This window comes from Nitrosomonas marina, from assembly GCF_900111605.1.
Lineage (GTDB): Bacteria > Pseudomonadota > Gammaproteobacteria > Burkholderiales > Nitrosomonadaceae > Nitrosomonas > Nitrosomonas marina_A.
The window spans coordinates 1-21827 of the sequence record NZ_FOIA01000042.1; the positions used below are offsets into that span (position 1 = coordinate 1).

At 46.2% G+C, this 21827-nt stretch carries 21 protein-coding genes and 1 tRNA gene; 10 read left to right on the forward strand and 12 right to left on the reverse strand.

The window, feature by feature from the left end; all coding sequences use genetic code 11:
* Positions 1–896: 896 nt before the first annotated feature.
* From BMY62_RS14395 to BMY62_RS14450, 12 genes are all read right to left on the reverse strand, one after another.
* Entirely contained in the window at positions 897–1457 is a 561-nt protein-coding gene (locus tag BMY62_RS14395) for a cytochrome c oxidase assembly protein (protein WP_090661532.1), read from the reverse strand.
* Between the two features lie 795 nt (positions 1458–2252).
* A complete protein-coding gene (locus tag BMY62_RS14400) occupies positions 2253–2615 on the reverse strand; it encodes a hypothetical protein (protein ID WP_090661534.1) in 363 nt (120 codons plus the stop codon).
* Positions 2616–2934: 319 nt separating this feature from the next.
* Positions 2935–3864: a F0F1 ATP synthase subunit gamma gene (locus BMY62_RS14405; protein ID WP_090661536.1), complete on the reverse strand. Its 930-nt coding sequence runs from the start codon at positions 3862–3864 to the stop codon at positions 2935–2937.
* A gap of 10 nt (positions 3865–3874) precedes the next feature.
* A complete protein-coding gene (locus tag BMY62_RS14410; RefSeq protein ID WP_090661538.1) occupies positions 3875–5404 on the reverse strand; it encodes an alternate F1F0 ATPase, F1 subunit alpha in 1530 nt (509 codons plus the stop codon).
* 5 nt (positions 5405–5409) lie between these two features.
* Entirely contained in the window at positions 5410–6192 is a 783-nt protein-coding gene (locus tag BMY62_RS14415; RefSeq protein ID WP_090661539.1) for a F0F1 ATP synthase subunit B family protein, read from the reverse strand.
* 3 nt (positions 6193–6195) lie between these two features.
* Positions 6196–6471, reverse strand: a complete 276-nt coding sequence (locus BMY62_RS14420; protein ID WP_090661541.1) for a F0F1 ATP synthase subunit C — start codon at positions 6469–6471, stop codon at positions 6196–6198.
* Between the two features lie 20 nt (positions 6472–6491).
* The gene (locus BMY62_RS14425; RefSeq protein ID WP_090661543.1) at positions 6492–7190 is read right to left on the reverse strand and encodes a F0F1 ATP synthase subunit A; all 699 of its coding nucleotides are present in this window, start codon (positions 7188–7190) and stop codon (positions 6492–6494) included.
* Positions 7187–7495, reverse strand: coding sequence for an ATP synthase subunit I (locus BMY62_RS14430; protein ID WP_090661545.1), 309 nt, complete (start codon positions 7493–7495; stop codon positions 7187–7189). Before BMY62_RS14430 ends, BMY62_RS14425 begins: the two co-directional genes overlap by 4 nt.
* 21 nt (positions 7496–7516) lie before the next feature.
* Entirely contained in the window at positions 7517–7843 is a 327-nt protein-coding gene (locus BMY62_RS14435; RefSeq protein ID WP_090661547.1) for an AtpZ/AtpI family protein, read from the reverse strand.
* Positions 7840–8301: a F0F1 ATP synthase subunit epsilon gene (locus BMY62_RS14440; protein ID WP_256207647.1), complete on the reverse strand. Its 462-nt coding sequence runs from the start codon at positions 8299–8301 to the stop codon at positions 7840–7842. Before BMY62_RS14440 ends, BMY62_RS14435 begins: the two co-directional genes overlap by 4 nt.
* Positions 8279–9682 carry a F0F1 ATP synthase subunit beta gene (atpD, locus tag BMY62_RS14445; RefSeq protein WP_090661548.1) on the reverse strand — a complete coding sequence of 468 codons (1404 nt, stop codon included), beginning with the start codon at positions 9680–9682 and terminating at the stop codon, positions 8279–8281. The genes BMY62_RS14440 and atpD overlap by 23 nt, the downstream gene beginning before the upstream one ends.
* A 120-nt stretch (positions 9683–9802) precedes the next feature.
* Positions 9803–10105, reverse strand: coding sequence for a hypothetical protein (locus tag BMY62_RS14450; protein ID WP_090661565.1), 303 nt, complete (start codon positions 10103–10105; stop codon positions 9803–9805).
* 222 nt (positions 10106–10327) lie between these two features.
* Between BMY62_RS14450 and BMY62_RS14455 the strand changes: the two genes are divergently transcribed.
* The 10 genes from BMY62_RS14455 to BMY62_RS14500 all read left to right on the forward strand — a co-directional run bounded on the left by BMY62_RS14455 (position 10328) and on the right by BMY62_RS14500 (position 21568).
* Positions 10328–11620 (forward strand): exonuclease SbcCD subunit D C-terminal domain-containing protein, encoded by a 1293-nt coding sequence (locus BMY62_RS14455; RefSeq protein WP_090661567.1) that lies wholly within the window; start codon positions 10328–10330, stop codon positions 11618–11620.
* Positions 11621–11637: 17 nt separating this feature from the next.
* Positions 11638–14892: an AAA family ATPase gene (locus BMY62_RS14460; RefSeq protein WP_090661550.1), complete on the forward strand. Its 3255-nt coding sequence runs from the start codon at positions 11638–11640 to the stop codon at positions 14890–14892.
* Positions 14893–14958: 66 nt separating this feature from the next.
* Positions 14959–15894, forward strand: coding sequence for a tRNA glutamyl-Q(34) synthetase GluQRS (gene gluQRS, locus BMY62_RS14465; RefSeq protein ID WP_256207648.1), 936 nt, complete (start codon positions 14959–14961; stop codon positions 15892–15894).
* An 11-nt stretch (positions 15895–15905) separates the two neighbouring features.
* Positions 15906–17063 carry an FAD-dependent oxidoreductase gene (locus tag BMY62_RS14470; protein ID WP_090661552.1) on the forward strand — a complete coding sequence of 386 codons (1158 nt, stop codon included), beginning with the start codon at positions 15906–15908 and terminating at the stop codon, positions 17061–17063.
* Between the two features lie 23 nt (positions 17064–17086).
* Positions 17087–17560, forward strand: a complete 474-nt coding sequence (locus tag BMY62_RS14475; protein WP_090661554.1) for an SRPBCC family protein — start codon at positions 17087–17089, stop codon at positions 17558–17560.
* 65 nt (positions 17561–17625) lie between these two features.
* Entirely contained in the window at positions 17626–18078 is a 453-nt protein-coding gene (locus tag BMY62_RS14480) for a PAS domain-containing protein (RefSeq protein WP_090661556.1), read from the forward strand.
* Positions 18079–18217: 139 nt separating this feature from the next.
* Positions 18218–18307, forward strand: a tRNA-Ser gene (locus tag BMY62_RS14485).
* Between the two features lie 202 nt (positions 18308–18509).
* Positions 18510–18911: a tyrosine-type recombinase/integrase gene (locus BMY62_RS16600; protein WP_256207649.1), complete on the forward strand. Its 402-nt coding sequence runs from the start codon at positions 18510–18512 to the stop codon at positions 18909–18911.
* A gap of 682 nt (positions 18912–19593) precedes the next feature.
* Entirely contained in the window at positions 19594–21273 is a 1680-nt protein-coding gene (locus BMY62_RS14495; RefSeq protein WP_090661558.1) for a methyl-accepting chemotaxis protein, read from the forward strand.
* A gap of 103 nt (positions 21274–21376) precedes the next feature.
* Positions 21377–21568 carry a type II toxin-antitoxin system HicB family antitoxin gene (locus BMY62_RS14500; RefSeq protein ID WP_177170412.1) on the forward strand — a complete coding sequence of 64 codons (192 nt, stop codon included), beginning with the start codon at positions 21377–21379 and terminating at the stop codon, positions 21566–21568.
* Positions 21569–21827: the final 259 nt, after the last annotated feature.

Consider the following 21827-nt stretch of genomic DNA (forward strand, 5'->3'; position numbering starts at 1 on the left):
CTTCAGTTAAACGAACAATATATCTTTTCTTCATCTGATCTCTCAATATGTTGGTAGCATATATTGAGAGAATACTTTAATATTTGGCAATATCACATTGATAGAGTACTACTATGGGATACCGGGTAACTACCGGTCAATCAGGATCTTCTACGACGAAGCGATTAAATTGCTTTTTAAATGGCTCAGGCGTAGGAGTCGAAAAGACCGGATAAATGGTTATCGGTTTCATGGTTGGTTGAATTACTTTTGTGTGCCAACACCGAAGGTGGTTCCCTTGTCAAAGACCAGATCGGTAATATTATGAATGCAGGGCTGTAAGCTGAACGCGAAAGCGAGTGATATTGAAGAGCCCGGTGCGGTAATTCCGCACGCCGGGATCTGTGCCGGGGCAGTCAGGTAACTGGCCGTTCTATGGCGGCGAAATTTTCCTAACGGGAGATCTGGGATTAAGTTTCGTGGCGATCTTGCTGATTTTTTCTTTACCGACAAAATGTCGGTGCCGGATTTCGGCTATATGTTCCTGTACATCACTCCAGGGTTCTCCGGATAAATGCCGGATTTTCTCATTAACAAGCGGCTAACTTTTCAATGTTGCCTCCAGTTTCTCCCTGGTGATTTTTACATGTTAATTAACATCATGTATTTCATATCACTGCTGTCCCGTAAACTTGAAGCCAATGTTGTTATAACCTATTGAAATAATTAAAAATTAAACGTTAAAATTTGTCTAAGACATGAGAATTGTTTGTTTAATAATTTCAACGAGTTAAACCCCTAAACGGGACAGCAGTGATTTCATATACAACCGAATTGTTATCCGTTATTGAGACTGATTGAGTTTTATAGCGCTTTATCGGAAAAATGGCAAAGCGCTATAAAATTTTATAAATTGTTTAAATATCAGATTCCAGGCGATAAAATGTATAGGAAATAGTCACAGTATTTATATCAGCAGGTAACTGAGGATCTACGGAAAACTTCACGGGCATTTGCCTTATTTCACCCGGTTCCAGGTCTTGCTTAGTGAAACAGAAACATTCTATTTTTTTTAAATATTTTTCTAAGTTACGTGGACTATAACTGGGTATAGCCTGGCCAGTAATCGGAAGATCGGAATTGTTCCGAACTTCGTAAACAATCTCTGCAAACTCGCCCAGGTGCGTTTTAATGCTGGACTGGACAGGCTTAAACTGCAATGCTGCACTGTGCACATTGGCGTCTAACTCTATTGAAATTTCGCGAGTTAAATCTACTGCACGGGCTTTCATAATAGCGGCATCAATATTTGCTACTGGTTGTCGTATTCCTGTTACTTCACAGATTTTTTCATACATTGGAACAAGTGCGTAGCTGAAACTAAACATTAACACTGTAAAAAAAAGCAATTTTCTCAATATTGTTGAATTATCTTCAGCCACACTGTTGGTAATTGTTTTATGGTTACTGTTGCTCATGGTTTTTTCCTTGAAAAATGTTTTGACTGCACCATATTCATGTCAGCTAATTTGATTTTTAACAAATTGATCGAGTGCATAAGTTATATCTTATAGACATATACAAATGCATAATGTTCATAATTTGCCTGGTTTGGGAATAATTTACTATCTGTATTCGTTGAATTGTGACCATACGGGTCATTGTGATCTACGAAAGCAGCTGTTTGTGGTGTCAGATTGAATTGACTGTTACCGGATTTGAGGAGTAGTGGCGTATGATGCGGGCAGGCGAGGTGGTGGTTACTGTTTTTACCTCCAGAAATCTGCGCCTCGCTCTTTCGGGAATTTCAGATTGTTGGTTATGACGAGACACACAGTTTCGTTTATGCAGTTGACTGATCGTTCGAACCACATCAAGTCGTTCGATTTAGGGAAGAAAAGCACATAGCCAGTTCATCAACGAAGCAGCATCCGTCCGAACGAGTGCTCTGGCGTGTTTTCGTTTTTTTCAGTTTTTTTCGTTCCAGCAGTTTGACAAAATTTAAGGTGTTGTAGAATCGGGAGCTTTAGCTTTAATGAATAGCGGGATCCCTGTTACCGTGACCATATGGGTTTTCCGATACCAATACCACCTGTCTGGATAAGAGTAATCACCTCATACTGAAAGGTAAACGTTACAAGTTGGGAGTTATGCTTGCTGATGTGAGAACGCCATTTAATTCTGCGCGGCATAAGTGACACTGGTTATGAATACCAGTGTCACTTTATTCTTTATGATATTCGCAGATTTGGTCAATTATCAAAATATTATGATTATTTTGAAATCTCTTCGCTTATGACCCCCCAAGAATCATTTTCATCATTATCAACTTCTGAAGGGGAAGATTCTACATCATCTGAGGAGTCAGATTCTTTGGATATTTCTTCGCTTATGACCCCCCAAGAATCCTTTGTATCTGCTGCTGCTTCGGATGTTGTATCATTATATGCAGATTGACTTTCGGCTTGGGTAAGACTTTTCTTCTCAGCTGCTTTTTGCTTTGACGATTCCAGTTCCTCATCGCTTAACATGCCTTCACGTTCTTTATAGAGACTGGGCGGATATTGACCTGGTTTCTCATTGCAGGCAACCAAAAACATCGCAATCAGCACGCCAGAAAATAATGAATATTTCATTTACAATCTCCTTTTTGATGGTGATATGTGTAACTTACTATATAGCAATTTAGTAGCACGCTTCAAGTTTATAGCTTTGTCCTTAGCTGAATAGAAAAGGGTTGAATCAGCTTATTTATTGATTGCGTTTGTCAAATTCTACGTAAACGTAAATATTCAGCCTTGGATTAGAAACAGTATGCAATAAATATCGTGGATGATGTGTTTTAGTCTTTTTGAGATACATGACCTTCTGGCTAACCAAGAATAATTCGGGCATCAATAAATTTAGATTGTTTATGTCAAATTGGTGTTTATGAAAGCTGACGGTGTAGCAGTGCTAAGTTTTATTTGATGGTGTTTTGGTGATTGCCTCAAAACCAGATACGACATCCAGCAGTTCCGAGGTGATTACATTCTGGCGTGCACGGCGGAAGGACATGGTCACGTCTTCTATGCGTTCGTCCAGGTTACGCTGTGCAGATTGCATGGCAGATAACCGGCTGGAATGTTCGCTAGCCTGTGATTCTGCGCAGGCCCGGAAAATCGTAACAAACAGGTATTGTCGCAATAACCGTGTGAATAATTGTTCGCGGTTCATGGTAAAGTCCGGCAGGCTGCGTGAAGGCCAGACTTCTTCCTCGAGGCGGTGAAAACGATGCAGGTTGACTGGCAACAGTTCGAAACCGGTCGGGCGATAGCCTTTTCCGCCCGAATGCCGGTTATAAAACAAGTAAACATAGTGAACGCCGTTTTGTTCGCGCCATTCGTCTATTTTAAGCAGTATCTGCTGCACGCTCAGTGTGATTTGCGAAGCTGAACCCGGTACCAGAAAAACATCTTCAACCATGTGACCCTCATGTTCAAGGTTGGCAGCGACACGTGCGCCGACCGCGAGCAGTACATGATTGTTTGGGTCGGCAGGTGTTGATTGCATGCGCTCCAGCGCGAAAGCTGTAATATCCTCATTAAACCGTCCACACAGACCGTGATCGGAACCGAAAACGATACTGCCTAGACGTTGCCGGTAGCGCGATTGCCGCAACTTAGGGTGCTGGTGGGTATTTTGTGTTGCAGGTGGTGTCGATGCCGTGTTTTTCAATACGACATGCAGGCCGCGTTCAACGGTTCGATAATACCCGGCAAGTGCTATTACCGCCTGCTCATACTGTCTGACACTGGCCGCCGATAAGGCTTTCATGGTTTTGACGATTGTTCGAAGCTCTTCAAGGCTGTTCCGTTGCTTGTATAATTGTTCAAGAGATTCCATAACGATCTACTCAACTTAAACGTTCTGTTCTGTCCTCAATATTTGCGATTGCTTTGCGTGCAACTTCAAGAATCTGCTTCCATTGCGATTCGGTCAGTTTTTTCCCCGTTTCCATTTGCTCACATAGATCGGGCAGTTCTTCGAGTACACATTTTTGGATGGCTGCTTCGGCATTACTAATCTTTTCCAGCGCCAAATGATCGAATAAACCTTCATTTACTGCTTTCAGTACAACCATTTGTTCGCTACCTCGAAGAGGATGGTGTTCGACCTGTTTGAGGACTTCTCGCACACGTCGCCCATGCTCAATGGTGCTGCGCGTTTCTTCGTCCAGGCGCGTCGCGAAGCGTGCGAAGGTTTCCAATTCTTCAAATTGTGAATAAGAAAGTCTTAAATCACCGGAAACGCTGCGAAATGTCGGAAATTGTGTTTTACCGCCTACACGGGAAATGGATTTGCCGACATCGATGGCAGGCAGCAGTCCTTTATGAAACAATGTGGGTGAAAGATAAATCTGGCCGTCTGTAATTGAAATCAGATTGGTCGGAATATAGGCTGAGATGTCCTGAGCCTGTGTTTCGATTATAGGTAAGGCCGTTAGAGAACCGCCGCCGCCGCGCTGGTGCAAATGCGTTGCTCTTTCCAGTAACCGTGCATGCAAATAAAAAATATCGCCGGGATAAGCTTCACGCCCGGGAGGGCGTCGCAGTAACAGGGACAGTTCCCGGTAGGCACGCGCATGGCGGGTCAGATCATCATAGACGATGAGCACATCTTTTCCCTGCTCCAAGAAATATTCTGCCATCGTAGTGGCTGCATAAGGCGTGATATAGCGCAGGCCTGGCGGGTCTTCGTCCGAAGCCACTACAACAATTGTGTTTTCCAGCGCATGAAACTGACGCAGCGTGTTGACCACACGCGCGACAGCTGTGCCGCGCTGGCCAATCGCGCAATAGACGCAGATAACATTCTTGTTTCGCTGATTGATGATGGTGTCAATGGCTACAGAAGTTTTTCCGGTCTGGCGGTCGCCGACAATCAATTCACGCTGGCCGCGGCCGATCGGAATCAGCGCATCGATGGTTTTGATACCGGTTTCCAGCGGTACGGTTACTGGGGCGCGTTCAATAATGGCCGGCGCGAGCCGTTCCACAGGGCGTCGCTCTTTGAAGCGCAGAGGTTTGCCGCGGTCGAGGATGCGGCCAGTGGCATCAATCACCCTGCCCAACAGACTTTCGCCAACCGGCGTATCTGCTTCGCGGCCGGTAGCGTTGACATCAATGCCGGCCGCCAGTCTGTCGCTGTCACCGAGGAGGATGACGCCGACTTCTTGTGGCTCCAGATTGACCGCCACACCCAGTACGTCATCCGGGAAACGTATCAGTTCCTCGGAACGGATGCTGGACAGACCTTTTATGCGTGCAATGCCACCGCCTACATGTATCACACGGCCTGTTTCTCTCGCATGTAATGTATATGTGTGTTGCCTGACCGTCCGGTCGAGTATTGAAAGGGTTTCTTGCAGCAGCTGTTCTAGCAAAAAAATTATTCCTTTTCTGTTCCAGGCTGCGTATCCGGCGATATAGCTTGCTCGACATCCTGATTAAGTTTATGAATATAGTCAGCAAGATTCCAGCTCAATTGACCTTCTCCAGCCGTTAAAGCAATGCCGCACAGTAATTCGGCAGACTCGGAATATTCAACTTCAATGCCGTCGACAAGATTTGCATGTACGGCATGGGTAAGGCGTTTCCGCGCCGCTGTATCCAGCTTGAATGTGCTGGTAATGCGGACTGGTTCAGACGACTGCCGGGACGATTTCTGGATCAAAGTCTGTGAGCGCTGATCCAAGGAACCGAGACGGTTAATAAATGAAGCAATGATTTGTTCTTCAAGCTCGATATCAGCTAGGTCAGCTAAAGCATTGCGCGCAATATTCTGCACCGTGTTAGCAATCTGATTGCGCGCATTGCTCAGGAATTCAGCCTTTTCCAGCTGAAACTGTCTCTGCCAGTGTTCGCGGGTTTCGTTGACTTCTCGGCGTGCTTCGTCCTGCAGTTGCCTTTTTTGCTGCTCGGCTTTTGCATGCGTTTCGGCCAGAATGTTGTCACGAGTGCGTTCCAGTTCTGTAAGCATCACCTGATACTCCTGCGACTTTATCTCAGCTTTTTGTTCGCGTGCTTGCGCTTCATCCAGCTGTGATGCGATCTGCTGCTCGCGGCGATCCATTGCCCGAATCACCGGCTGGTATAAAAACCGTTTCAGCAGCCAGACCAGAATCAAAAAGTTGACAATCTGCGCCGAGACCGTAATCCAGTCAATGCTCATGCATTAACCTCCCGCAGTTGTTACATAATCCCAGAAAGGGTTGGCAAAAATCAGAATCATCGCCACCACAAAACAATAAATTGCCGTAGATTCGATCATGGCCAGGCCGACAAACAAAGTACGTGTGATCGTCGCCGACTCGTCTGGTTGCTGGGCAATTGCGCTCAGGGCCTGTGCTACTGCTCGAGCTTCGCCAAATGCTGGGCCGATGGAGCCAATCGCGATCGTCAGACCTGCAGTGACGATAGATATCATGCCGATGAGTGAGATATTATCCAAGCTGAACCTCCTTGTTCAATTTATTTTCGGTTTCCGGTTGAACCTGGTTTTCCCGCGTGTGCCGAGGTTGCCGAAGCGATATAGACCATCGCTAGAATAGCAAAGATATAGGCCTGAATCATGCCGGTCAGCAGCCCGAGTAGTTGCATCACGACCGGGAAAAAATACGGTGTCAGACTCAGCAGGATCGCTACTATCACCGTGCCGCTCATGATGTTTCCATAGAGGCGCACGGCCAGTGCAATGGTACGTGAAATTTCGCCAATAATATTGAAGGGAAGCATAAGCAGTGTCGGTTTGACATAATGCGCAAGGTAGTTCAATGGCCCTTCATAGGCGATGCCATATATCGGCACGGCAGCAAAGACACAAATGGCAAGCGCTGTAGTGGTTGAGAGCGAGCCGGTTGGCGCCATGTAGCCGGGCATCACATTGAGCAGATTGGCCATTGCTATAAATAAAAACAGCGTGCCAACAAATGGCAGATATTTCCCCGGCTGCTGATGGCTGACTTCTTGGATCTGGTCACGTATGCCGGTCACAAGTACTTCCAGCAGGTTTTGCCACCGTGAGATTGTGGTGCCGAAGGATATGCGGCGCGTGACCAGCCATGAAACCAGTGTCAATAACGCCATCACCAGCCATGTGTAGACGATCGTTGCATTCAACGACACCGTGCCCCATTGCCAGAAAATGATATTGTCCGGACTGATTGTCATAGCTGTTTTTCCCTGATATCTGCGTTTGTTGATATCTGACGACGCATACTGCGTACTGAAAGAATGCGCAAGAATACAAACCCGGCAAGCACAACGAGTAAATCTTTCCAGTATCCAAAACTAAGAATTAGATAAAAAGCCGTTAATAGCAGGGCCATACGCAGAATCAGACTGAGTATCAGCCAGAAGGCCGGATGCTTGCCGTTTTTGACATGTCGCACTGTAAACCACAGGCCGGAAAAGTAAACAACACCAAGCATCATACCGCCTGTAAACAGTGCTATCAGAATAAGTAAATCATGCATGATAATTTTTCATTAAACTTATTAGCGCCCGCTTTCGTGTTTGATCCAATACCAGGCGTTCAGGCAACCCAGTGCTATACCAATGATCAGAAAAGTCAAAGTCCATGAAACCCGGCCAGGCCATTCCCTGTCGAGCCAGAGCCCAATGGCAATTCCGATGATGGTGGGTATCGCCACAGACCAGCCGACGAGCCCAAACATGCCGAAACCGAACCAGACAGTGCGCTCATCTTTATCACGCGCCTGTAGCTTTCGCTTGGCCCGGTGACCAATCTGTTCGCCCAGTTTCTCGGTTGGGGAGGGATCCTGTGCTGGTGATTTATCTTTTTCAGACGAATCTTTGTTCATGTTATTTTGTCCTGCAGTTCTCTGAATCCCCGCAAAGTGCCTGCTTCAAGCCGGGCCAGTGCCGTTCGTGCTTTGCGTTCATGTTCATCCAGATCAAGAAAACGTTCTTCGATCAATGCTTCTAGTTGATCCAGATCGGTTCCGCAGACACCGTTCAAAGTCGACACATAAACATCGCGGCCGCATTTGACCAGAATGCCTTCATCCAGAGCGGCAAAGTGTTCACCGCTTCCGGTCGGGTAGAAACTTAGTATGCCCGGCACCAGGGCTGCGACAAAGTCGATATGCCTGGGCAGAAGACAAAAGGAACCGTTTTCCGCTTCTGCAATAATTTTGACTACGCTTTCGTTAACCAGTATTTCGGTGGGCAGCAAGACCTGCAATTGCATTTCCGTCCCAATATTTTCCAGGTTGCGTTTGTCCACCGTTAATCCTTTATCCCTTTCTGTCAATTTCATCGACTGAGCCAATCATGTAGAAGGCCTTTTCTCCTACATCTTCAAATTCTCCCGCCAGGATACGCTCGCAACCGTCAATCGTCTGTTGCAGGGGGACTCGTCTGCCGGATTGGCCCGTGTACTGTTCGGTTGTATAAAAGGGCTGTGTCAGAAATCGCTCCAGCCGGCGTGCTTTGTTGACCGTCATGCGATCTTCGCGAGAGAGTTCTTCTATGCCGAGCATGGCGATAATATCTTTAAGATCCTCGTACTCTGCAAGTGTGCTGCGCACGCTCTGGGCTACACGATAATGTTGTTTACCGACTACGGTAGGTGTCAGCATTTTAGATTCAGTCTGCAGGGGATTAATCGCCGGATAAAAGCCCTGGCTGGCCCTTTTACGCGATAGCACGATAGAAGCAGATAAATGTGCAAAAATATGTGTAGCCGACGGATCCGTTAAATCGTCAGCAGGAACATAAACCGCCTGCACTGACGTAATGCTGCCGCTCCGAGAGCTGCAGATCCGCTCTTCGAGTTTGGCCAGCTCGGTCGCCAGTGTTGGCTGATAGCCCACGCGCGATGGGATTCTTCCCATCAGACCCGAGACTTCCGTTCCCGATTGCACAAATCGAAATACATTGTCGATAAGTAGCAGAACATCGCGTTTGATCACGTCGCGAAAATATTCGGCTATGGTCATTGCAGCATGGCCGACACGAAAGCGCGCACCAGGCGGCTCGTTCATTTGCCCATAGATCAGAATCGCTTTTTCCAGCACGCCTGATTCTTTCATCGCGCGGTACATTTCTTCCGCCTCACGCATGCGCTCGCCGATACCACAGAACAGACTGATGCCTTTATACTGTTCAGCCATGTTGTTGATGAGTTCATTGATCAACACCGTTTTTCCGACACCAGCACCACCAAACATACCCGATTTTCCGCCGCGTTCCAGGGGCGACAATAAATCTATGGCTTTAATGCCGGTTTCGAATATTTCTGTGCTGGTGGTCCGATCTGCGAGTGGTAACAGCGGTCGATGGATGGGCCAGTATGCTTCTGCTTCAACTGGGGTATCAATGCCATCAACGGTATTACCAAACACATTCAGCATGCGCCCGAGTAGTGATTCACCGACCGGTATCTGCAGGGTGGCACCCGTATTGCGTACAGACATTCCCCGGCCCAGGCCTCTTGTAGAATTGAGGGCTATGCAGCGTGCCGTGGTTGCATCCAGATGCATTTGTACTTCCAGCACGATCTGTTCGTTGCTACCTGTCATTAGTTGAAAGTTGCGCGCCGGTAGCGGCGGTTCAAAATGCACATCAACCACATTTCCCTGAACCGCAACAACCCTTCCATGTGGTTGATCGGGTTCACTTGATGTGTTTTGAATCATTTGGATATCGTCAGCCTGAATTCAATTTCCTGTTTGTGAAATCCTTTCTAACTGTAACAATAGAAGCCTGACCTGTAGGATTACAGCAAAATGCGGTTTAAGTCAACGACAACGATAGATTTAGTCGTCTTCACCTAATTCAGGGTTCCAGCCTTTGGCTTTTGCAGTTTGAATGGCTTGCTTATAGATGCGTGTATGCCGGTCTTTTAAATCCGCCGGCAGGCGGCTTGGCAGATGACCATACGGTGCCCATGCGGCATGCACTTTTTCGTACAGGTTTTGCATTTGTGAATGATCCCAACCTGCACAGGTCTCGGATTCGGGTAAAATACCAAATACCCAGGCATCGCGAACAATACGGCCAAGATGTGTCATGCCGTTGTGCCTGTCTTGTTCGATACCTATGTATTTTGATTCGTTCATGTTGTGTACTCTTTTAATTAAAGTTTCCGGATTGCTGTAAAAATACATTGTCAGTTCATTTTAGCTTATCTGGCGCAGTTGATGGGGCGGAAATATGTCAGAAATATGTCAGAAGATCGACTGACGCACATGTCTGCGTTTGCGTTTGGTAAGTGATTGAGAGAGATCGTTTGCTTGTCACAGTGATTCAATATCAATAAGCCAGAAAAATTCGGGACAATGATGAAAATATTGCATACTTCAGACTGGCATCTTGGCCGCACGCTCTGCGGCCGCAAACGGCACGCGGAATTTGAAGCTTTCCTTGACTGGCTTGTTGAAACGATACAATCTGAACAGGTAGATGTGCTGCTGGTCGCCGGCGATGTATTTGATACCACGATGCCTGGCAACACAGCCCAGACACTCTATTACCGTTTTTTATGTCGCGTCGCTGCATCATGTTGCCGCCATGTCATAGTGATCGCCGGAAACCATGATTCGCCTGCTTTTCTCAATGCACCACGTGAATTACTCAAAGCACTGGATGTGCATATAGTGAGCAGTATTACTGAAGATCCTGAAGATGAGGTGCTAATCCTGAATGATGTAATGAATAAACCGGAATTGATTGTCTGCGCCGTTCCGTATTTACGCGACCGTGATATACGTGTGGTTGATGCGGGAGAAGGTGTCGAGGATAAAGAGCGTAAGTTGCTGTCAGGCATTCGCAGTCACTATGTGGCGGTGTGTGAACTGGCTGAGAAAAAGCGCATTGAATCCGGCAGCGTTGTTCCCGTGGTTGTTATGGGACATTTGTTTACAGCAGGTGGCGAGACTGTTGAGGGCGATGGTGTGCGGGAGCTGTATGTCGGATCGCTGGCGCATGTGTCAGCCGGAATTTTTCCGGACAGTCTGGATTATCTGGCGCTCGGACATTTGCATGTGCCTCAACAGATTGGCAGCTCACAAGTGATGCGATACAGTGGTTCGCCGCTGCCGATGGGGTTTGGAGAGGCCGGCCAGCAAAAAAGTGTGGTTGTTGTTGAATTCGAACAATTTAATACAGCAGTTACAGATTCAGCAAAATCCAGTGTTCTTCCTGCAACCAGCAGACCTCAGGCGGTGGTCAGGCTCATATCCATCCCTGTTTTTCAGCAGCTAGAGCGGATTAAAGGGGATTTGTCGTCGATTTTGAACCGGATAAATGCTCTGGTGAACAGGGATGTTCACGTATGGCTTGAGATAATCTATGAAGGAGAAACAGTACAAAGTGATTTGCGTACCTGCCTGGATGATGCGATTGCCGGTTCAAAAGTGGAAATACTCCGCGTGAGAAACAACCGGATTATCGATAGAGCGCTTAACTCCGCCGATAATGTTGAAACGTTGGGCGATCTCGATATCGACGATGTTTTCGTGCGTTGTCTAGCCGCTCATGAAATTCCTGATGCACAACAATCGGAATTGATTCGTGCTTATCACGAGATCGTTATGTCTTTGTCCGAAAATGAACCGGACACGGATCTGCAGTAAATCTGAAGAGAAAATCGGTGCGGATTCAGCAGCTGCGTTTTAAAAACCTGAGTTCACTGCATGGTGAATGGGTCATTGATTTGACGCATCCGGAATTTGTTGCTGACGGAATTTTTGCCATTACCGGTCCGACCGGTGCAGGTAAGTCAACTATACTGGATGCTATTTGTTTGGCGCTTTACGGTCGCACACCGAGATTGAGCCGAATAACAAAACGTGACAATGCACTCATGTCGCGCCAGACGGGAGAATGTTTTGCAGAGGTGGTGTTTGAAACGCAAAAGGGCTGTTACCGCTGTCACTGGAGTCAGCGCAGAGCGCGGAAAAAACCGGATAATGATCTGCAGGCGCCCAAACATGAAATTGCTGATGCCAGTACAGGCGCAATTCTGGAGACCAAAATCCTTGAGGTCGCAGCCTGCGTTGAGAAATTAACCGGTATGGATTTCGATCGTTTTACCCGTTCAATGCTGTTGGCGCAGGGCGGTTTTGCTGCATTCCTGCAGGCTGATTCGAACGAACGGGCGCCGATTCTTGAACAAATTACCGGTACCGAGGTATACAGTCGTATTTCGATCAAAGTTCATGAACGCGCACGAGCCGAGCGTGAAAAACTGAATCTGCTGAAAACCGAGATATCGGGTATCACTGTTTTCAGTAACGAACAGATTGAGCAAATGCGCGGCGAACTGATTGCAGCGCAGCACCATGAAACCGAACTAACCGCAAAAATGCTTGAAGCCGGTAAGGCGCTTGCGTGGTTAAAAAACGTGGATGAATTGCGCAATGAAATCAAATTATTAGATGATGAAGAGAAAAAGCTTAAAGTTGAGCGTGAAGCGTTTGAGCCGAAGCGAAAACACCTGCTCCGTGCCGATGCAGCCGCCGGACTCGAAGGTGGCTACGCAACGCTGGGTGCTGTCAGAAAACAGCAGGACGAGGATCAGCGAGTACTTGCCAGCGAGATATCCAGATTGCCTGATGTTGAATCTTCCGTGCGACAGCTTGAATCAGCGTTGCGCGCTGCTGAAGAATCGGTTGAAAAGTCCAGGTGCGCCCAGAAAAGTGCCGCACCATTGATTCAGAAAGTACGGACAATTGATTATCAACTCTCGGAAATGCAGAGAGCCATTAAAACGGACGCCGCGTATTGCCGGAAAATGGCAGATCAAATCGAGTCAGACCGAAAGCAATTGACTCAACAGCGAAAGCAACTCGAAACCACTCGGCAAGAACTTGCATGTATTTATGATGATCTGCAAAAAAACAGTCAGGATGGGCAGCTGGTCGGTGAGCTGGCCGGAATTGAAGCGCGCATCCATCAATTGATAGCTGCAGAGCAGGATATAGCCAGTAAAACAGCAGCACAGACGAAAATCAAAAAACAACTGGAATCCGAGGCGAAAAAGCTCGCGGAATGTGCTGATAACTCAGCCGTTCGCAAGCAAGAGCTGGAAACAGTCCGGAAACAGATAGATTGCCAGCGCGAGGTGTTGGGTAAATTGTTGAACAGCCGGCATTTGCGCGAATATCGTGCGGAAAAAGATGCTCTGCTGCGTGAAATGGTTTTAATGCAGAAAATAGCCGATCTTGAATCCGAAAGAATGCAGCTCGAGGAAGGAAAGCCCTGTCCACTTTGCGGTTCCCTGCAACATCCGTTTGCGCACGACCATCAACCACCAGTAAACGAAAGCGAGCAGAAGATAGCAGCGCTGGCTGGATTAATTGAAAAAGCAGAACAGCTCGAGGCTGAAATCCAGACACTTGAGACAGCCGGGCAAGTGGCGCAAAAGGGCCTTGCGGTTGCTGAAAAAAATGAAGCAGATACGGCGAATGCAATCAGAATTGTGGAAAAAAGTCTGCAGGATATTACCGTACTGCTTGCGCAAAACCATGCGCAATGTGCAGAACTGAGGCAATCTGTATTGACCAAATTGGAACCTTTTGGCGTGCCGGCAGCGGTCGTTTTAGACATGCCGCAAATTTTTGAACGGTTGAAAAAACAGATGCGTAAATGGCAGGATAACATGGAAAAAAAATCCGTCCTGGATAAACAGATTACCGAGCTGGAAGCTAATTTGAAAAGCGGTACGGCGGTACTGGAAACGCGCGAAAAAGTGTTACTGGAGAAACGGGCTGAACTGAGTAAGCTTGAAAAAAACTTTGAATCCTTAAATCTTGAACGCAGGCAGTTATTTGGCGTGGGGCATCCTGATGATGAAGAAATCCGACTGGAGAAAGTATCTACCGCAGCGGAATCTGTTGAGAAAAAAGCTCGACAAAGCTGGGAAAACGCCAAAAAACAGTTGCATGCAATTACTGTGCGAATAGCTGCGCTCAAATCGCGACTTGACAACAGAAACAACGAGCTTGAAGCATTGGAAACGACCTTTCTGGCGGCTTTGCGCGCGGCCGGATTTGCCGACGAGCAGCAGTTTGTTGCCAGCCGCCTGACGGTTGAAGATTTCCGTAAACTCAAAGCTGAAGAACGGGCGCTGGATGATCGACAGGGAGATATGCAGACGCGAAAAAAGGACAGGGAACGCCGTTTGTCCGTTGAATCAGAAAAACGTTTGACGGTGTTGACGCGCGAAACGCTGGAAACGGAGATCGGTGCGCTTGAAGCTTTGTTAACCCAACAGCGTGAAGCAATCGCTGAATTAAAGCTTAGACTTGCACAAAATCAGCAGGCTATGGAGCGGATCGGTGTAAAGCAAGCGGCAGTCAATGCGCAGAAAAAAGAATGTGATCGCTGGGAACAGTTGCATGCACTGATCGGCTCGGCTGACGGTAAAAAATACCGTAATTTTGCCCAGGGTCTGACGTTTGAATGGATGATCCGCCATGCCAACCGGCAATTGCAGAAACTGACCGATCGCTACTTGTTAATTCACGATCTGGAACAGCCGCTTGAATTGAATGTGATAGACAATTACCAGGCCGGAGAAATCAGAACCACAAAAAATTTGTCGGGAGGGGAAAGCTTTATTATCAGCCTGGCGCTGGCGTTGGGGCTGTCCAAGATGGCCAGCAACAATGTGCGTGTCGATTCTTTATTCCTTGACGAGGGTTTCGGTTCACTGGATGAAGAGGCGCTCGAAATCGCGCTTGATACGCTTGCCGGTTTGCGACAGGATGGCAAATTAATTGCTGTAATTTCTCACGTGCCTTTATTGAAAGAACGTATCGGCGTTCAGATTCAAGTGATCCCGTTGGCTGGGGGACGAAGCCGGCTGGCAGGTCCGGGATGCCGGCGTATTGAACAGTCATAGTCGGTAACCGATGTTCAGGCGCGTAGGTAATTTGAATCCCTTATCACGATTGCATACAATTTACGGGTGGAAGCAAAGTCAGAAAATACCATTTATCGCGGCCGTTTTGCGCCTTCACCAACAGGTCCGTTGCACTTCGGTTCGTTGGTGACGGCTTTGGGGAGTTATCTGGATGCAAAATCAAACAATGGTGAGTGGCTGGTCAGAATAGAGGATCTCGATCCACCGCGTGAAGTGCCAGGCGCGGCGCGCGATGTACTGGTTTTACTTGAAAAACTTGGTATGGAATGGGATGGTGAAGTTGTTTACCAGAGCCAACGTCATGATTTCTACCGTGCTGCGTTGGCTAAACTGAAAAAGCAGGCGCTGATTTATCCATGTTTTTGTTCACGCAAACAAGTGGCTGCTTCAAGACTGACCGGCATTGACGGTCCAGTCTATGCAGGTACCTGCCGCAGTGCGCCGGGCAAAGACCAGAACAGTGAGTTGCAAAAACGCAGTGCGGTCCGTGTAAAAACCGACATGCTATGTCTTGAGTTGACGGATCGGGTGCAGGGATTTTTGTCCCAGTGTATCGGTCAGGATATCGGCGATTTTGTGCTGCGTCGCGCCGATGGTGTGTTTGCGTATCAGTTGGCGGTGGTGGTTGATGACGCAGATCAATGTGTCACTCATGTTGTCCGGGGAGCGGATTTACTTGATTCGACCCCGCGACAGATTTTTTTGCAGCAGTTGCTCGGCTACCCGGTACCGGCATACATGCATCTACCGCTTGTTACGAACCAGCGCGGCGAAAAACTCAGCAAGCAAACCTTTGCTGCACCCGTAAGGCATTTCGATGTATTATCACAGCTGATGGCCGCATTGCGGTTTCTTGGTCAAAATCCGCCGCAAGGTTTGCTCGATAGCAATCTGGAAACATTTTGGCAATGGGCGGTTTTGCATTGGCAAACGGATAGCATACCGTCATCCGTTGCGTCCGGGAAATTTACTATCAAATAAAAGGAGCATGCGTGGCGTTACTACCATTTTATATACCTGGCAAAAAACGGATAAAAGTGGTGATAGCTGGCGGAGGTTATGCCGGTTTGGCGGCGCTGACGACTTTGAAGCGATTTGCCCCCGATACTGATATAACTTTGATTGACCCGGGCGATCAGCATCTCAAAATTACGCACCTGCATGAAACATTCCGCTATCCGTTATCGGATTTGCAGGTGCCGTTCAGCACCCTTGAAGAGCGCTTTGGTTGTCGACATATAAAGGCTTCACTTGCTGTAACAGATGAATTGTTACGGCAATGGCAGGATAATAGGTATCTTGCTGTCGGAGATGAATTCATCGAGTTTGATTATCTGGTTATAGCGATGGGTGCCGAATCTCGTCAGGCCGAACTGACTGAAAATGTGCTGACGTTGCAGCACTTCATGCAGAAAACCGGTCCCGAGTTGCTTGTTGAATGCCTGAAGACAAATGAGCAGAATCAACAGATCATTTCAGTTGTCGGTGCAGGCGCAACAGGTATACAGTTTCTGTTTGAAATCAGACAGTTCTTAAGTGGACAGAAAATCAATGCACAATTGCAGTTGATTTATTCGGGTGACCGGGTACTGACGCAGTTTCCGCAAGGTTTCGATACCTATGTGCAATCCTGTATGCAGGATATGCGCATCAAGGGCGTGCCCAATGCACGCTATCATGGTCAGGCAGGCGATCAAATACAGCTTGAAGACAAAGAGACGGGGCAATTGTATGAGCTGCCGTCGGACCTGACACTGCTTTTTCTGGGAAAAAAACAGAAAATGGTGATGTCCGCAAACTTGTTTGGTCAGGCTGTAGTCAGCAAACAAACGTTGAGCAATATTTTTATTGCAGGTGATTGTTCTGTTTATGAATCCCTGGGGTCGAATGTGCAGTCTGCACAATCAGCTGTTCGCAAGGGCAAACTGGTCGGCCGTAATATTTTGCGTCATTCGGGATTATTGGCTATTCTAGAACCTTATCTGCATCATGATATCGGGTATGTGGTCAATCTGGGCCCTGTGGATGCTGTCGGCTGGCTGGTTACAGAAGGTAATATTGTTACAGGTATCCCCGCATTGACCATCAAGGAGTTGGTCGAGGCGCAATATGATCTATTATTGAGAGGGATAGATACGTATGTGGTATAAGAATTTAACGCAGGAGACTATTTATGTTCGGTTTACTAAAACAGACCCCAGTCGTTGGTAAAGCCAACGCACTGATTCATAGTCCGTCTGAGAAACTGTTTAATTTTATTGGTGTAGAGCTGCTCGACAATTATCCGCGATGGTCACCGGAGGTCAAGGAGCTCGAAAATCTGACAGATGGTCCCATCAAGAAAGGTACGCAATGTCGTCAGGTACGTGTTGATCAGGGGAACCGCTCAGAATCGACATTTAAAGTCACTGTGTTCGATCCCGGAGAACGTGTATGTTTTGAAGGTGTTTCGAATCCTTATCGGTGTGATTATCTGATTGAAACAGTAGATGAGAAAAACAGTCGAATAACTTTTGTTTTTGAATTGCTTGATCTGGAGTTGCATATGAAGCCTTTTGAAAAGCTGATTCGTATAGCCGTTCAGGACGGTACAGAAAGAACTGTGCATAATATCAAAAAAATCATTGAGGCAGAATCTGAACAATAAAAAAGCCTTGATTGTGATTTAGGCGTTATGCTGCGTATAGCTTGTATATAAACTTGGAGAAAATTATGGACTTTATAGTTGAAAAAGATCCTGGGCTGATTCCGCAGGTATTATCCAAAATTCTTGACTCGTGTATTAATGGCGTTTCATTGGCTGATCCCGATCTGGAAGATATGCCGCTGGTTTATGTTAACAAGGCATTTGAGAGTATTACGGGTTATTCTCAAGAAGAGACCCTGGGAAAAAACTGTCGTTTTCTGCAAGGCGAGGATAGAGACCAGGAACAGGTTGCAAAATTACGTGAAGCGATTAAAAACAAGGAAACGGTTGAAGTAACGCTCAGAAATTACAAGAAAAACGGGGAATTATTCTATAACCACCTGAAAATGATGCCATTGTTCGACTCTAATGGTAATCTGCTTTACTTCCTCGGTGTGCAGTATGATGCAACCGAACAGGTCAAAGCCGAAGAGGAAATCAGGCAATTGAAAGAAAAACTTGCAGCGCGCGGGAACTGACACAATTTTGGGTGCAATTGTTGAATTCTTTTCCAAAAATTTGGAGCGGTCTTTCAAAAAGCCTTGAATACCAGCGCGGGTTTGCAGGCAAAAGGACTGGTCAAATCGTGGCTGAAAGAGTATGATTGCCGTTTTTCGGGGAGGTGTGGCCGAGTGGTTTAAGGCAGCAGTCTTGAAAACTGCCGTAGGGGTGACTCTACCGTGAGTTCGAATCTCACCGCCTCCGCCAATTCTATGTCCGTAGTCATCCGGGCTAATCCATAAAACCTAATAAATAAAGCAAGTTATTAGGTTTTCATTTACGTACTATTCCTTAATTATCCGCTTGTATCCAACTTAAACGAACCAACGCACAGGGTACTGCAGGTGTTCCGGTATGGTGTTGTGACTGGCCGTTGTAGCCGTGACCCGGCCGCCGGTCTGAAGGGCAATTGACACCGCGCAAGAAAAAGAATCAGGCAGCGGTAAAGTCTGATGAACTGCCGGAACTGTTACGGGCAATATCAACCTATGAAACGATTGGTGACAGACAAACACAATTGGCTTTGCAACTACTGGCATTAACTTTTGTTCGTACCAATGAACTGATAGGCGCAGTCTGGACAGAATTCGACCTGGATAATGCTATATGGATAGTTCCGGCTGAGCGCATGAAAATGCGCAACGAGCATGTTGTTTCACTATCCAGTCAGGCAATGAAAATAATCGCTGAATTAAAAACCATGGCAGGCAATAGCCGTTACCTGCTCTGCCTGGGCGCAAACAAAATAAGCCGGTCAGTAATAACACGATGCTTTTTGCCCTGTATCGCCTGGGGTATAAAGGTAAGATGATCGGGTACGGATTCAGGGCGGTAGCATCCACCGTTTTAAATGAAACCGGATTCAATCCTGATGCAATTGAACGCCAGATAGTGCATTGTGAAAGCAATGAATTACGGGGTGCATATAACCTGGCATAATATTTGCCGGAGCGTATAAAAATGATGACCTGGTGGAGTGACTATCTTGAGGGTTTAGAGAAAGGTGCCAGCGTCATACCAATGTTCAAAGAATCCGGGTCATGGTTTTTCAAATTCGACTTTTAATAAATTTTTAGTAAGCATTTTTTGCAGTAATTTTGTGGTCAATAATTCCTGCTCCATGTTTTTTGGTCGGGCAAGACGAGCGGAATGATTATTAATTCAAATATTCAATGTGTTATCGTTGACAGACTTTTTGCATAGTTTTGGCTGATTTCCCTCGAAAATGCCGCGAAACAATTCCTCTGCTGCATTTCTTACGACCATTCTGAAATCAAAATTATTGACAAGTATCAGTGGCGTAATATTTGAATTTAGAAAAGAGTGTCGTTTTATTCTTTGTTTGTTATCTGGCTAACTTAAGCAATTAGGTATAGTGGCAAAAAAATAAAAATACTTGCCTATCACGTGCTTCGTAGAGCGATGCTTGTTTACACAGCAAGACCAAAATTCTGGTTAATCTACACATGATCATTAATACGTAAGGGAAAATAATGAGAGTTAACTTACCGATAACAGCCACAGAATATCCAATCTATGATGACACGCTGATTTTATCAACCACTGATACCAAAGGCCGTCTTACCTATGTAAACCCTACTTTTATAGAGGTAAGCGGATTTACAAAAGAAGAGCTCATAGGCAAAGCACATAATATTGTTCGCCACCCTGATATGCCGCCACAAGCTTTTGAGGATTTGTGGAAAACGCTTAAAGCTGGTTTACCCTGGACGGGGCTGGTTAAGAATCGTCGTAAAAATGGTGATTATTACTGGGTGTTAGGCAATGCAACGCCTTTGATTGATAACGGCAAGATTATTGGGTATTTGTCAGTACGCACCAAACCACCACAGGGAGTTGTAGAAAGAGCAGAGCCTATTTACCGCCAGTTACTGGATGGCAAGGCAAAAAATATCAAAATTGAAAAGGGTAAAATAGTTCGAACTGATTTTGTCGGTAAAGTGAAGTCATTTTTCAGAATGACAGTCAATAAACGTATCGCATTCTTTGCTGCCATTTCTGCTTTATTTTTGGTAATTGCGAGTGGTACCACCTGGTGGGGGATAGCACAAGATACCGTGCCTTCATGGTTGGGTGGTTTTCTTGTAGGACTAACATTGTGTGGCTTAATGTTAATATCAATAATGGCCGGATACATAATTAAAAATACTGTTTCTCCGCTACGGCAAGCAATTAACATTGCCAATACGCTGGCGGCTGGAAATCTTAGTGTGCAAATTCCATTGTCTACTCGTCATGATGAATTCAGTGAACTAACAAATGCGCTTAGGCAAATGGGAATAAATTTAAGGGCAACAGTAGCGGATGTTCATTTAAATTCGATGTCTGTACGCCATGCGGCGCAGGATATTGCTGCTGGTAACATGGATTTGTCTCAGCGTACCGAGGAACAGGCGTCTTCTCTTGAAGAAACATCTGCCAGCATGGAAGAACTTACATCAACAGTCAGTCAAAATACTGAAAGCGCACACCAGGCTTGTCAACTGGCCGTCAATTCCGGCCAGATAACAAAGAGAGGCGGTGCGATGATGCAAAATGCCATTTCAAAAATGTCTTCTATTAGTGAAAGTTCCAGCAGAATCGCAAACATTATTAATGTGATAAATGAAATAGCATTCCAAACCAACATTCTTGCTTTAAACGCCGCTGTTGAAGCTGCACGTGCCGGTGAACATGGTCGCGGTTTTGCGGTGGTTGCTTCTGAAGTACGTAACTTGGCCCAAAGAAGCGCGACAGCCGCTAAGGATATTAAAAACTTAATCGATGGTTCAATTAAAAATGTAGATGAAGGTGCAGAGTTAATCAATCAAATGGGTGCGACCATGGAAGAAATCACCAATTCTATTAATCGTGTAACCAATGTTATGACAGAAATTTCAGATGCGTCACGCGAGCAGCGATCTGGCATTGAGCAAATCAATCAAGCTGTTGCACAAATGGATCAAGTAACTCAGCAAAATGCTGCCCTAGTTGAAGAGTCGGCTGCCGCTGCGGATATACTCAGGCAGCAAGCAGTGGAGCTGGAAGGCGCAATTTCAATCTTCAAGATTGGGCTGAGCGCAAGTAATTCTTCATATGCCGATGTTGTTCAACTGCCTTCTGGCAACACTTCCCAAAAATATAATAAACAATCAAGATCAAGAGCAGCTTAAAAAAACAGTATCCTAATACCTGGATCAATTTTTTACGTAACCCGGTAAAATAGGTGAAAGTGATCTATCCCATATTAATAGAGCATGGCGGCAAAGACGCCGCGTGGGAGTGATTGTTCCTGATTTGCCGGGATACTTTTCTGCTTCGGATAACGAGGCTGATATTCTTAATAATGCACATGAAGCGATTACGTTGCATTTTGAATCACTGGATCATATACCAGTACCTTCAAGGCTGAGTGATATAGATGCAAATGGTCTGATTACTCGGCAAGTTGAAGTGGAATTGCCCTGATGCGGGGTGTTTGCAAGCCGTACTATCGAAGAACTCAAGACGAAAAAAGCCGACCGGAAATAGATGTAATTCCGGCCGGTCTGAAGATGTTACGAATATCTTTTCTGGCATGTAGCGGCATATATTCACATGCCTTTAGCAATTAATTGATCTGTTTTAAATGGCTAGAGTTTAGAGCGAGCTTACTCCTCCAGGCTAATATTTTTTAGCCTGTTTTAGCTAGTCGCCCTATGTTTTTTCCTTTTGTTACGCAGTCTTA